Source organism: Amycolatopsis sp. CB00013 (genome assembly GCF_001905755.1).
Classification (GTDB): Bacteria; Actinomycetota; Actinomycetes; order Mycobacteriales; family Pseudonocardiaceae; genus Amycolatopsis; species Amycolatopsis japonica.
This window is the reverse complement of sequence record NZ_LIWC01000001.1, coordinates 1,850,698-1,863,300: the sequence shown is the minus strand read 5'-3', so window position 1 is coordinate 1,863,300 and position 12,603 is coordinate 1,850,698. Positions and strand designations below refer to the sequence as shown.

General features: G+C 70.9%; 8 protein-coding genes. 6 read left to right on the top strand and 2 right to left on the bottom strand.

All coding sequences use genetic code 11. The features are described from left to right. Window positions 1-8 precede the first annotated feature (8 nt). Window positions 9-407 carry a winged helix-turn-helix transcriptional regulator gene (locus AMK34_RS08375; protein ID WP_073844108.1) on the bottom strand — a complete coding sequence of 133 codons (399 nt, stop codon included), beginning with the start codon at window positions 405-407 and terminating at the stop codon, window positions 9-11. Between the two features lie 98 nt (window positions 408-505). Between AMK34_RS08375 and AMK34_RS08370 the strand changes: the two genes are divergently transcribed. The 3 genes from AMK34_RS08370 to AMK34_RS43840 all read left to right on the top strand — a co-directional run bounded on the left by AMK34_RS08370 (window position 506) and on the right by AMK34_RS43840 (window position 3,222). Then, the gene (locus AMK34_RS08370; protein ID WP_083649786.1) at window positions 506-1,369 is read left to right on the top strand and encodes an alpha/beta fold hydrolase; all 864 of its coding nucleotides are present in this window, start codon (window positions 506-508) and stop codon (window positions 1,367-1,369) included. A gap of 99 nt (window positions 1,370-1,468) precedes the next feature. Further along, window positions 1,469-1,807 (top strand): type VII secretion target, encoded by a 339-nt coding sequence (locus AMK34_RS08365; RefSeq protein ID WP_038512139.1) that lies wholly within the window; start codon window positions 1,469-1,471, stop codon window positions 1,805-1,807. After that, a complete protein-coding gene (locus AMK34_RS43840) occupies window positions 1,804-3,222 on the top strand; it encodes a WXG100 family type VII secretion target (protein ID WP_073844106.1) in 1,419 nt (472 codons plus the stop codon). The genes AMK34_RS08365 and AMK34_RS43840 overlap by 4 nt, the downstream gene beginning before the upstream one ends. 112 nt (window positions 3,223-3,334) lie before the next feature. On the opposite strand, the gene AMK34_RS08355 is transcribed toward AMK34_RS43840, so the two are convergent. Then, a complete protein-coding gene (locus AMK34_RS08355) occupies window positions 3,335-6,283 on the bottom strand; it encodes an AfsR/SARP family transcriptional regulator (RefSeq protein ID WP_073844104.1) in 2,949 nt (982 codons plus the stop codon). 192 nt (window positions 6,284-6,475) lie between these two features. Between AMK34_RS08355 and AMK34_RS08350 the strand changes: the two genes are divergently transcribed. The 3 genes from AMK34_RS08350 to AMK34_RS08340 are packed head-to-tail and all read left to right on the top strand — an operon-like array spanning window position 6,476 to window position 12,465. Further along, window positions 6,476-8,353, top strand: a complete 1,878-nt coding sequence (locus tag AMK34_RS08350) for an AfsR/SARP family transcriptional regulator (protein WP_083649785.1) — start codon at window positions 6,476-6,478, stop codon at window positions 8,351-8,353. Window positions 8,354-8,356: 3 nt separating this feature from the next. After that, window positions 8,357-11,476, top strand: a complete 3,120-nt coding sequence (locus AMK34_RS08345; RefSeq protein ID WP_073844100.1) for a type 2 lanthipeptide synthetase LanM family protein — start codon at window positions 8,357-8,359, stop codon at window positions 11,474-11,476. Further along, window positions 11,473-12,465 (top strand): LLM class flavin-dependent oxidoreductase, encoded by a 993-nt coding sequence (locus tag AMK34_RS08340; protein ID WP_073844098.1) that lies wholly within the window; start codon window positions 11,473-11,475, stop codon window positions 12,463-12,465. The genes AMK34_RS08345 and AMK34_RS08340 overlap by 4 nt, the downstream gene beginning before the upstream one ends. Window positions 12,466-12,603 lie beyond the last annotated feature (138 nt).

Sequence of the window (12,603 nt, the reverse complement as noted above, 5' to 3'; positions counted from 1 at the left end):
GGAGCACGTTACTCCATTCCGGTGGCGGAACTCTTCCTCGCGGCGTCGCTGACCGCGTTCGCCTCGTCGATCCGTGACATGTGCTCTTCGGCCCAGTCCCGGAGCGCCGCCAGCGGGACGTCCAGTGACAAACCGAGGTCGGTCAGCCCGTAGTGCACCCGGGGCGGCACGGTGGGCTCCACCCGGCGGACGACGAGGCCGTCGCGGACCAGGCTGTGCAAGGTCACCGACAGCATCTTCTGGGACACCCCGGGGATCCGGCGCCGCAGCTCGGCGAACCGCACCTCGTGCGGAGCCGCCTCCGCGAGGACCTTGACCGCCATCGACGTCCATTTCGTCCCGATGCGGTCCAGCAGACGGCGAGTGGGGCATTCGGGGTCGAAGAGATCACCGCGCCGTGGGGTCACCTGGAGCTCACCACCTGTGTCGAAAGTGCCGTCTTGGCGGCATCGCCGAAGTTACCTACGGTTTTCTGGTAACCAATGGTAACCACATCGGAGGCGACGTGCCCTCATCACGGCGGATCACCGTCAACGGCATCCGGGTCAACGTGGCCGTCGCGGGCAGCGGGCCCGCGGTTCTCCTGCTGCACGGCTTCCCGCACACCTGGCGGCTCTGGAGCGAGATCATCGGCCCGCTCTCCGAGCACCACCGGGTCATCGCCCCGGATCTGCGCGGGTTCGGCGACAGCACCCGAGCCGCCGAAGGCTACGACGCGAGCACGCTGGCCTCGGACATCGAGAGCCTTCTCGACGCGCTCGGCGAACCCAGCGCGGCGGTGGTCGCCATCGACGCCGGCACGCCGGTCGCCTTCCTGCTCGCCCTGCGGCGGCCGGAGCTGGTGCGGCGGCTCGTCCTGATGGAGTCGCTGTTGGGCTCGCTGCCCGGCGCCGAGGACTTCCTCGCCGGTGGCCCGCCGTGGTGGTTCGGCTTCCACGCCGTTCCCGGGCTGGGCGAAACCGTCCTTATCGGACACGAGGCGGAGTACATCGACTGGTTTCTCGCCTCGGGCACCCTCGGGCGTGGTGTGGCGCCGGAGATCCGCGACGCCTTCGTCGACGCCTACACCGGTGGGGAAGCCCTGCGCTGCGCCTTTTCCCACTATCGCGCCATGCCGGTCAGCGCGCGCCAGATCGGTGAGGCGGTCGCGACGCGCCGTCTCGCCGTGCCCACGATGGCGATCGGCGCGCATCCCGTCGGCCGTGCGCTGGAACGGCAACTGCGTCCCGTCACCGACGACCTCACCGCCCATCTGCTGCCGGACTGCGGCCACATCATCCCGCTGGACAAGCCTGGCGAATTGCTCCGCCTGCTGACGCCGTTCCTCGCCGACGGACAACGTGTGTCCACAGTGGATCGTGCCCTTTAGGGCAAGGAACGTTGTCTGTCCGCACAGAGCGCGGACACGGGCGGCGGGCGGCTGGCATCGTGTCCGCGTTGACGCTCCGGCCCCTCGAAGGGATGGCAGATGAGTTTTCAGGTCGTACCGGCCGAAATCGGCAAGCACGCGGCCACTGTCGACGGGATCGCCGAGCGGTTGGGCACCGTGCTGTCGGCGGCGAACACCGCGGCCATGTCGGACGAGGCCTACGGTCTGATCTGCGCGTTCGTCCCGCCGTTCATCAATCCGGCGGAGGAGAAGACGATCGACTCGATCAAGGCCGCGATCGACGGCGTGAAGGCGACCGCCGCGAACCTGCGCACGGCCGAACGGTCCTACACCGAGCAGGACACCGCCGGTGTCGAGATGTTCAAGCAGTACGAGGCCGCGATCCCGGCGACGCCGAAGGAGAAGGCGCAGCGATGACCAACCCGCTCGTCGCCACACCGAAGGATTCCACCACCGCGGTGTCCGGCGTTCCCTTGCTCGAATCCGCGACCGAGCTCAAGGCGTCCATCGAAAGCGGTGACTGGGCGTCCGTCGCCGTCGGCGCGGTCGGCACCGCCATGGACGCCGTGTCCGCCGCCCTCGATCCGTTCGGCACCATCCTCGCCGCCGGGGTCGGCTGGCTGATGGAGCACGTCGGACCGCTGAAGGAGGCGCTCGACGCCCTCGCCGGAGCACCGGACGAGATCGCCGCGCACGCCGAAACCTGGCAGAACGTGGCCGTCGAACTCGGCTCGATCAGTGCCGACCTGGACGCGATGGTCGTCGCCGAAACCGCGAACTGGGCCGGTGCCGCGGGCGACGCCTATCGCACGCGGGGAGCGGACGTCGCGGCGCTGATCGGCGCCTGCCAGCAGGCCGCAGGCGGCGCGGCGTCCGGCACCAAGATCGGCGGGGAGGTGGTCACCGCGGTCCGCACCCTGGTCCGTGACACCATCGCCGAACTGATCGGCAGGCTGATCAGCTGGGCCCTGCAGGTGCTGGCGACGCTCGGCCTCGGGATGACCTGGGTGCTGCCCCAGGTCACCGCCGCGATCGCGAAGACCGCCTCCAAGATCGCCACCGTCGTCACCAAACTGGTCAAGGCGATGAGCGCGCTCGCGCCGTTGATGAAGAAGGCGAAGAACATCTTCGCCGAGGCGGAGAAGGCACTCCGCAAGATCGACACGGGCAAGACCGGCCCGGCGGGGAAACCCCGCGGCCCGAAACCGGGCGGCGGCGACTACAGCGGAACGCGCGGCGGGGGCGGTGGCAAGGGGAAGAATTCCAAACCGCAACCCGAGCAGCCGCCCGGGCTTTCCCCGAACCTCGGGAAGTTCGACGAGCTGACCCAGGCGCAGAAGGACGCGGCGATCAAGATGAAACAGTGGATCCGCGACCACAAGGACAGCGGCCAGTTCGGCGCCTGGCACAACGGCGTGGACGACAACAAGCTCAACTCGCTGGGCTTGGGGAACAAGCCGACCCCCGGTCCCGGTTCGACCTGGGGCGGCAGGATCTACGGGAACCACGGCCAGGCGGGCGGCAAGCTCGGGAACGAGGGCCGGTTGCCGCACAACGGCAAGACGAGCGACGGCAAGAACCACGCCGATCAGCCGTTCGGCCCGGACGGGAAGCCGACGAAACCGTACGACGGCAAGTACTACGAATTCGACGTCCACCCGACGCCGCGGTACGACAACAAACCCATCCGGGACGCCGACCAGTACACGGACTTCAACGGGAAACCGTTGCCGGAGAACCAGCGGCCGAAGCCGGATCGCATCGTCATGGACGACAAGGGCAAGTTCTATTACGCGCCGGGCCACTACGACAAGTTCTACGAAGTCCCCTGATCGTCGGCCGGGAGCGGTTTCGACCGGGCTGAAGGCTCCCTTCGTCGCATCAGATGCGGCGAAGGGACCCTTTAGCCCACGAAGGCGGCACGTTTGACTTCGTGCCCACCCTTCAACAGGACAAGGAAAGCTCCGCGAGTTCCGTCCTGGTGCACTCCGCGGCGGGAAGGCCCAGCTCGGCGTACCGGGCGATCGCGCGTTCGTAGTGGTCGCGGACGGTTTCCGGATCCGAGGCGACCCGCGCGAGCCCCCGGTGGGCGCGCGCGACCTGCTCGTGGCAGCCGTACCGCGTCGCCACGTCCAGGGCCTCGGCGTGGTTCGCGCCGGCCGTGTCCGGGTAGCCGCAGGCCAGACAGGCTTCGCCGAGTCCGTTGAGTGCCCAGGATTCGCCGTCGCGGCCACCGTGCCGCCGGAACAGGTCGAGCGCCTGACGGTGGTGGGCGGCCGCGTCGACCGGACGGCCGTCCAGCGCTTCGGCCCGTCCGAGCCCGTCGATGGCCCACGCCTCGCTGCCCCGATGGCCGAGCCTGCCGAACAAGGCCGCGGCTTCGGCGTGCAGGCGGCAGGAATCGGCGAGCCCGCCTTCGTTCGCGGCGAGTTCCCCCAGGCCGATCTTCACCCAGGCCTCGCCGAAACGGTGGCCCGCCTCCTGATGCAGGGCCATCGCCTGCCGAAGGTGCTCGTATCCCTCTTCCCGGCGGTCGATCCGGGCTTCGACGGTGCCCAGCCGGGTGAGCTGATGAGCCTGACCGGTCAGGTCGCCGAGACGGTGGAACAGGGCCAGCGCGCGGGTGTAGTAATCGGCGGCCTGCCGGTAGTATCCGGCGCTTTCCTCGATCATTCCGACGTTTCCCAGTGCGCGTGCCTGGCCGAGCGGATTCCCGGCCTCGCCGAACAAGGCGTACGCCGCCCACATGTCCGCGGCGGCCGACACGGCTCTGCCCGCTTGCATGTGGAGGCCGCCGGCGGCGACCAGCGCGTCCGCTTCGGCGGCGCGGTCACCGATGGCGCGGGCGGCCTTGATGGCGTGCCCGTGGACGGCCAGCGCCGCCGTCTCGTGATGTCCGTCGAGGTAGCGGAACAGCAGCGCGGACAGTGTCACGGCGTGTTCGGGTCTCCCGGCCGTGGCCAGCGCCTGGACGGTCGGCAGTTCGGCGTCCAGCCAGTCCCGGGCGCTGTCGGCGTCGTCGAGCGCGGGCATCGCGCACTCCGGCGAGGCGACCGAGGGCCGTCGGTTCGCTTCGGCGGGGTAGAGGCGATCCATCGCCGCCGCGATGGTGGCGAGGTAGTAGCCGTAGACCCGGTCCAGCGCCGCGGGCTCGTCGCTCTCGATCTCCGCGGCGTACGCCTTCAGCAGGTCGTGCATGCCGTAGCGGTCGTCACCGGTGGGGTGGACCAGATGCGCGCGGACGAGGGCGTCCAGCACGGCCCGGGCCTCGTCGAAGGAGTGGCCGGTCAACGCGGCCAGGGCGTACGAGTCGAACACAGGCGCCGGATGCCTGCCGAGGAGGGCGAAGGCGCGGATCGTGTCTTCGCTGAGCTGTCGCAGCGACCACGAGAACACCGCCCGCACCGCGGCCCGCTGATCACCGCCGGAACTGAGCAGCTTCAACGTCTGCTGGGCGGCCCGCAGTTCGCCGACCAGCCGGGACAGCGGGGTGGCGGGCCGGGACACGGCGAGTTCGGCCGCCAGGCGCAGGGTGAGCGGCAGCCGGACACATCGTTCGGCCAGTTCGGCGGTGGCCTCGGGTTCGGTGTCGACCCGGGTGCCGATCAGCCGCCGGAGCAGGTCGGCCGCGTCGGCTTCGGACAACCGGTCGACGTCGACCCGGTGGGCGCCGTGGAGCGCGACCAGCCCGGCGAGTGAGTCGCGGCTGGTGACCACCACGGCGCAGGTGTGCGTGCCGGGGAGCAGGGGCCGGATCTGTTCGAGCGTCGCCGCGTTGTCCAGCAGGACGAGCATCCGCCTGCTCGCCACCTCGGTGCGGAACCGGGCGGCGCGTTCCGCCTGCCCTGGCGGCATCCGCGTGCCTTCGGGCAGCAGCGCGGACAGGAGGGCGGCCAGCGCGTCGGACGAGGGCATCGGCTCGCCGGGGGCGTAGCCGCACAGATCCAGGTACAGCTGTCCGTCAGGAAAGCGGTCCCGGACCCGGTGGCCCCAGTGCACGGCGGTCGCGGTCTTGCCCGCCCCGGCCGTACCGGTGAGGCAGACGAGGACCGGTTCTTCGCCGGTGCCGTCGGCGAGGAACCGGTCCAGCTCGGCCAGCACGTCGGCCCGGCCGGTGAACGCCGCGACGTCGGCGGGCAGCTGGGCGGGCACGGGAGCAGGCGCCGCGCTCGCCGTCGGCAGGTCATGGCGGAGTACGGCCTCGTGCACGGCGGCGAGTTCCGGCCCGGGATCCGCGCCCAGTTCTTCACGCAGTGCGCGAAGAATCCGTTCGTAGTGGGTGAGCGCGTCGGCGCCGCGGCCCACGGCGTACAGCGCCCGCATCAACGCCGCCGCGGCGGGCTCCTGCAACGGATTCTCGTCGGTGAGTTCGGTCAGGCGGGTGAGCGTCGCCGCCGCGTCGCCGTCACGGATCTTGGCGTCGGCCCACGCGACGATCGCCGCCGTGTACTCCTGACGGAGCGTGCGGCGGGTGCGTTCGGCCCAATCGCCGCGCAGCCCGGCCAGTGGTTCACCCTCCCAGAGTTCGAGTGCCGCGCTCAGCCTGCTGACGTCGGTCGGGTGCTCGCGGAGCAGGCGCCGGAACCGGAAGACGTCGACCTGTTCGGGCCGGGCGACGAGGCGGTAGCCACCGGGATCCCTGGCCACCCGCGCGCCACCGGGATCGGCCTGTTCCAGCGCGCGCCGGATCCGCGTGATGTGCGCCTGCAGGGAACGGCGCACCTGTCCGGGCGGTGACTCTCCCCAGACCCGGTCTATCAGCAGATCGACGCCGACGGTTCGGCCCGCTTCGAGCAACAGCACGGCGAGCACGGCCTGCCTGCGCGGCTCGCCGATGGCGACGTTCTGCCCGCGCACCTGCAGCCGGACCGGCCCCAGTAACCGGAAATCCACGTGATCCCCTCACAATCCTCCCGCCCGGAAGAATGGTAGAGCCGGTATTTCGGTCGCCACAACACAATCACAACATTTTCCAATAGTCGGCCGGTAAGAATTCCTTTTATCGCAAGGGAAAGGAACGGAAAGAGCCGGTATCCGGTTGGCGGGTAACCCGGCGGGGGACACGGGGAACGAGCTGAGAACGGGATGATATTCAGGATTCTGGGGCCATTGGAGGTCTGGGACGACGGCGCGCGGCTGCCCCTCGGGGGACCACAGCAGCGGACCTTGCTCGCGCTCCTCCTGCTCAACGCCAACTCGGTCGTGTCGGCCGACCGGTTGATCGACGAGCTGTGGGGCGCCGGTGCGCCCTCGTCCGCCCGCGGTCTGTTGAAGGGCTGCGTCGCCATGCTGCGCCGGACACTGGGGGTCGGGCGCGACGAGCGGCTGTTGACCAGGGCGCCGGGATACCTGCTGCAGGTCCGCCCCGGTGAACGCGATCTGGACCGGGTCGAGGAGCTGGCGGTGATCGCGAAAACGGACGCGAGCCGGGCGGCGGCCCTGTTGCGCGAGGCGTTGTCCTGCTGGCGCGGGCCGGCTCTCGACGGCCTCGAAGGGGAGACCTGCCGTGCGGAGGCGGCCCGCCTCGAGGAACTACGGCTCGCCCTGTTCGAAGACCGGGTCGACGCCGAACTGCGGAGGGGTGCCACCCCGGAACTCGTCACCGAGCTGCAACCCTTGGTGCGCAGACATCCTTTGCGGGAACGGTTGTGGGCGCAGCTGATGCTGGCACTGCACGGCTGCGACCGGCAGGCCGACGCTCTCGCGGTGTACCAACGGATCCGGCGTGCGCTGGTGACGGAGCTCGGTGTCGAACCGAGCTCGAGTCTTCGGCGGGCACATCGTCTCGTCCTCGCCGGACCGGCTCCGGCACCGGCACCGAAAAAGGATCCTCCGGCGATCACCCGCGCGCCGGTACCCGCTCAGCTGCCCGCCGAGATCCGCGATTTCCAGGGGCGCGAAGCCGAACTCTCCGAACTCGGCCGGGTCACCGCCGCCGCGGGGACGGCCGTGGTTTCGGGGACCGCCGGCGTCGGCAAGACCGCGTTGGCCCTCCGCTGGGCCCACCTCGCCCGGGAACGCTTTCCGGACGGGCAGCTGTACGTGGACCTCGGCGGCCACGGCCCCGGCCGCCCGGTGCCGCCGGGAGCCGCGTTGTCCGGGTTCCTCGGCGCACTGGGGTTGAGCGAACGGGAGATCCCCGTCGGACTCGACGACCAGGCCGCCCGCTTCCGTACCGAGGTCGCCGGCCGTCGTCTCCTCCTCGTGCTGGACAACGCGGGTTGGGCCGGGCAGGTCCGGCCGTTGCTGCCGGGCACCCCGTCGTGCACGGTGGTGACGACGAGCAGGGACTCGCTGGCCGGCCTGGTCGCCCTGCACGGTGCGCGCCGCGTCGGCGTCGGCCGTCTGCCGCTCGCCGACGCGATCGCACTCCTGCGCGCCCTGATCGGCGACCGGGCCGACGCGGATCCGCGTTCGGTGTCCGCGTTGGCCGAACTGTGCGCCCGGCTTCCGCTGGCGCTCCGGATCGCCGCGGAAGTCGCCACCGCCGAGCCGGACACCGCGCTGCGCGAACTCGTCGACGCCCTCGCCGAACCGGAGGACCGGCTCGAATTGCTTGAGGTGGCGGGTGATCCGTACGCGTCGGTGCGCGAAGGTCTTTCCTGGTCCTACCGACGGCTTCCGTTCGACGCGGCCCGGGTGTTCCGGGCGGCCGGGCGAGCCGGGACGGAGCTCGACGTCGGGAAGACCGTCGCGATCGCCGGGCTCGGACTCCGCGCGGCGCGGCGCGCCCTCTCCCAGCTCGCCGCGGCGAACATGCTCGACGTCGTCGCCCCCGGCCGGTACGCGATGCACGACCTGCTGCGCGATTACGCCGTCTGTCTGCCGGACGACCGGTCGCCCGCCGCGCTGCGCGTCCTGCCCGGCCGTGTCCGCACACCCGGTGCCGACCGGCCGCACACCCGATGCCGACCGCCTGGCCTCAGCGTGGTCACCGCAACCACCGAGAAGAACGGAGACTGACCGGTGAGACTCGACGATTCCTCTTGGTATCGCGCGCTTTCCCTCGCCGAGAGGCTGCCGGTGGACGGCGCCGGGAACGGCGGCGAGCAGGCGCGGCGCAGGCTCGTCCGCTGGCGGGAGCAGCGGCCGTTCGACCGGGGAGACTGGTTCGGCCGTCGGCTGGAACTGGACGGGATCACCGAAGCGGGACTGGAAGCGTTGCTCGGCGAAGACGAGTCCGCCCTGCGCGATCGCTCCCCGAGTCCGTCGTGGCTGGCGGATCTGGGGGTGTACGCCGACGAGAGTCACCGCGACGACACGGAACCGCGCGGCTTCGTGGTGCTCGCGGAACCGTTGCTGCGCAAGGCCCGAGTACAGGTCACGGCAGAGCTGACCCGGCTGTCCGCGGAGGGTGGTCCGGTGGATCCGGGCAGCGCCGCCCATCTGGTGCGTACCAATGTCGAACTCGGTGTCGCCGCCCTCGTCGAGCGGACGTCGGTCCTCGAACTCAACGTCGCCCGGCTGCGCGGAGACTTGGACGGCGAGAGCCCGGCAGACCGTTATCGCGCGTTCCTCCGGGACCTGCGTGAACCGGCCACGATCGACGCGCTGTTCACCGAGTACCCGGTACTCGGCAGGCTCCTCAGCGAACATGTCGAACGACGGACCGTGGTACTGCTGGAATTCCTGCGCAGGCTCACCGCGGATTGGTCTCTGCTCAAGGAGTCGCTCTTCCCGTCGGCCGAGCCGGGGCTCTTGAGCCGCGTGGAGGGCCACGTCGGCGATCGGCACCGAGGCGGGCGGGCGGTGCTCATCGCCTCGTTCACCGGCGGGCACCGGCTGGTCTACAAGCCGAAGTCGCTGGCGATCGACCGGCATTTCCACCAGCTGGTCGACTGGCTGAACGCCAGGGTCGCCGGGCTGGATCTGCCCACCTTCGCGGTACTCGACCGGGGCGAGTACGGCTGGACCGAGTTCGTGGAGCAGAGGCCCTGCCTCCACGAGCGTGAGGTGGCGATGTTCTACCGGCGCCTCGGCGGGCAGCTGGCCCTGATGTACGCGCTGGGCGGCACGGATCTGCACCACGAGAACCTCATCGCCGCGGGCGGGCAGCCGGTGGTGGTCGACCTCGAATCGCTGTTCCAGCCGGATCTTTCGCGGCTGGTCACGGCGGAGCCCGAGGACGCCGCCAAGCAGGTGGCGCTGGACTCGGTACTGCGGGTCGGCCTGCTGCCGCAACGCGCATGGGGACACGACGGGGCACCCGGTGTCGACATCTCCGGTCTCGGCAATCGAGAAGATCAGCTGACACCTCGCGCTTCGCCGTACTGGGCGGCCGCGGGGACCGACGAGATGCACGTCGAGCGCAAGCGGATGAAGGTCGGCGGCGGGCACAACCGCCCGACGTTGCGTGGAGCCGAAATCTCGGTGCTCGACCACGTCGAGGATCTGCTCGGCGGATTCCGCGACGTCTATCGCGCGCTCGCCGCCGAACGCGGCGCGTTGGTGACCGCGGGCGGGAGGCTGGACCGGTTCGCCGTCGACGAGATCCGGGTGATCCTGCGCCCGACCCATGTCTACAGCCTGCTGCTGCGCGAAAGCACTCATCCCGATCTGCTGCGGGACGGCCTGGACCGCGATCGGTTCTTCGACAAACTCTGGGTGTCCGCCGAACACTCCGGCCTCCCGGGCGCGGTGATCGCGGCCGAACGGGCGGATCTGTGGCGCGGTGACGTCCCGATGTTCGTGACCCGGCCGTCGTCGCGCGACGTCTACGACAGCGAGGGAGGGCGGATTCCGGGCCTGCTCGATCGTTCCGGACTCGACCGGGTCAGGGCGCGGATCGCGAAGCTCTCCGAGGCGGACCTCGAATGGCAGAGCTGGATCATCCGAGGCTCGCTCAGTGCGCTGAGCGTCGGGGATCCCGCCGCCGGGCCGGTCCGGCCACCGCACGGCGGCCGTCCGCGTCCCAGGGAGACCGGGAATCACCGGGCGGCCGCCCAGGCCGTCGGCGACCGGCTGGAGAAGCTCGCGATCCGGCACGACCACGGTGTTTCCTGGCTCGGGCTGACCGCCTTCCAAGAACGGTATTGGGATCTGACCCCGCTCGGGGCGGATCTGTACGGCGGACTCTCCGGGATCGCGCTGTTCCTCGCGTATCTCGGCGACGTCACCGGCCAAGACCGCCACACCAGGCTGGCGGAAGGAGCGCTCGCGTCGGTGCGGTTCCGGCTCGGCCGCCCGGAACTGCCGTCCCGGCAGGTCGGGGCGTACTCGGGTTGGGGCGGCACGATCCACCTGCTAACCCACCTCGGCGTCCTCTGGCGACGGCCGGATCTGCTCGACGAAGCCGTCGAGCTGGCCTTCCGGCTGGACGGATCGATCGACGAAGACGACCAGCTGGACGTGCTCGGTGGCTCCGCCGGTCTGGCGGGTGTGCTCGGCGGGTTGTATCGGCATCGGCCGGACCCCGGGCTGCTCGCGATCATGCGGCACTGCGGCGACCATCTGCTGGCGACCGCGCAGGCGGACGACGCCCGGCGGACCCTGGGCTGGGTGACCCCGCTCGGGCCCCGGCCGCTCACCGGCTTCGCGCACGGCTCCGCCGGGATCGGCTGGGCCTTGGCCGTCGTCGCCGAGACGACCGGCGACGTCCGGTTCGCCGACGCGGCGTCCGCTGCCCTCGCGCACGAACGCGCCTTGTACGACACCGCTTCCGGGAACTGGCCGGATCTGCGTGAGGACGGCGGACGAGCGCCCATGACCGCGTGGTGTCACGGCGCGGTCGGGATCGGCCTGGGACGGCTGGCGTTGCCCGCCGCGTTGCGCGGACCCGAGACCAGGGTCGAGATCGCCCAGGCCGCGGACACCACGGCCGCCGCGGGCACGGGCGCGAACCATTCGCTGTGCCACGGCGATCTCGGCGCCCTCGACCTGCTGACAGCCGCCGGGCACGCCACGGCGGGGGAGCGGAGGGCCGCCGTGCTGAAGGACATCGAAACCACCGGCTGGCTGTGCGGCGTCCCGAATCACGCCGAGACACCCGGCCTGCTGACCGGGCTCGCCGGCATCGGCCACGGCCTGCTGCGAGCCGCGGACCCCGCGCGGGTGCCGTCGATCCTCACCCTGGAGCCACCGTCATGACGATCCCGTTGTCCGTACTCGATCTCGCCGTCCTCGGCACCGAGTCCACCAGTGCCGGCGTGCTGGCCGAGACCACCGCTCTCGCGCGGTGCGCCGACGAGTTCGGCTACCGGCGTTTCTGGGTGGCCGAACACCACAACATGCGCAGTGTCGCGGCCACCTCGCCGCCGGTGCTGATCGCCCATCTCGCCGCCGTCACCCGGCGGATCAGGGTCGGTTCGGGTGGCGTGATGCTGCCCAACCACTCACCGCTCGTCGTCGCCGAACAGTTCGCCATGCTCGAAGCGTTGCACCCCGGCCGGATCGACCTGGGCATCGGCCGCGCGCCGGGCACCGACCCGGCCACGGCGGCCGCGTTACGACGTCCGGACGACGCCGATTTCCCCCGCCAGGTGCGGGACGTGCTCGGCCTGCTCGGCGATCCGCGATCCCGCGAAGGGATTTGGGACCACTTCGCGGCGACTCCGGTGCCGACCAGCATGCCCGGTGTCGTGCTGCTCGGCTCGGGGGAGCGGGGGGCGCGGCTGGCGGGCGAACTCGGTGTCCCGTTCGCGTTCGCGTACCACCTCCGCACGTCCGGTGGTTCCTTCGAACCGCTGCGGGTGTACCGCGACTCCTTCGTCCCCTCGGCCGGGTTGACCGCGCCGTACGTCCTCGTCTCGGTCAATGTGCTCGTCGCGGACACCGACGCCGAGGCGGACCGGCTGGCCGATCCGCACCGGCTCCGGATGCTGGAGATGCTGGCGGGCGTGCCGCCGTTGCTGTTGCGGTCGCCCGAAGCGGCCGCGGCGCATCCGCATCTCGGCAGGGCCCGTCGTCTTCCCCTGACCCTGATCGCCGGCGCGCCCGCCACCGCTGCCGAGGGGCTGGCGGAACTGGCGGACGCGACCGGGGCCGACGAGTTCGTCGTGGCCCCGGTGGCCCGTGGCGAAGCGGCAGTCCGGAGCCTCGGCCTGCTCTCCGAGGCTCAAGCCGTGGGCGCGAGCTGAGTGCGGACGAGATCCGCGTAGCGCCCGCCGAGTTCCAGCAGTTCCTCATGCCGTCCGCGTTCGACGATCCGCCCGTGCTCCAGCACCAGGATCAGATCGGCGTTCCGCACCGTGCTGAGGCGGTGCGCGATGACGATC

Bases quoted from the DNA above. Each gene is read 5' to 3' on its own strand.
- AMK34_RS08365 (WP_038512139.1), top strand. From the start codon at position 1,469: ATGAGTTTTCAGGTCGTACCGGCCGAAATCGGCAAGCACGCGGCCACT.
- AMK34_RS43840 (WP_073844106.1), top strand. From the start codon at position 1,804: ATGACCAACCCGCTCGTCGCCACACCGAAGGATTCCACCACCGCGGTG.
- AMK34_RS08350 (WP_083649785.1), top strand. From the start codon at position 6,476: ATGATATTCAGGATTCTGGGGCCATTGGAGGTCTGGGACGACGGCGCG.
- AMK34_RS08340 (WP_073844098.1), top strand. From the start codon at position 11,473: ATGACGATCCCGTTGTCCGTACTCGATCTCGCCGTCCTCGGCACCGAG.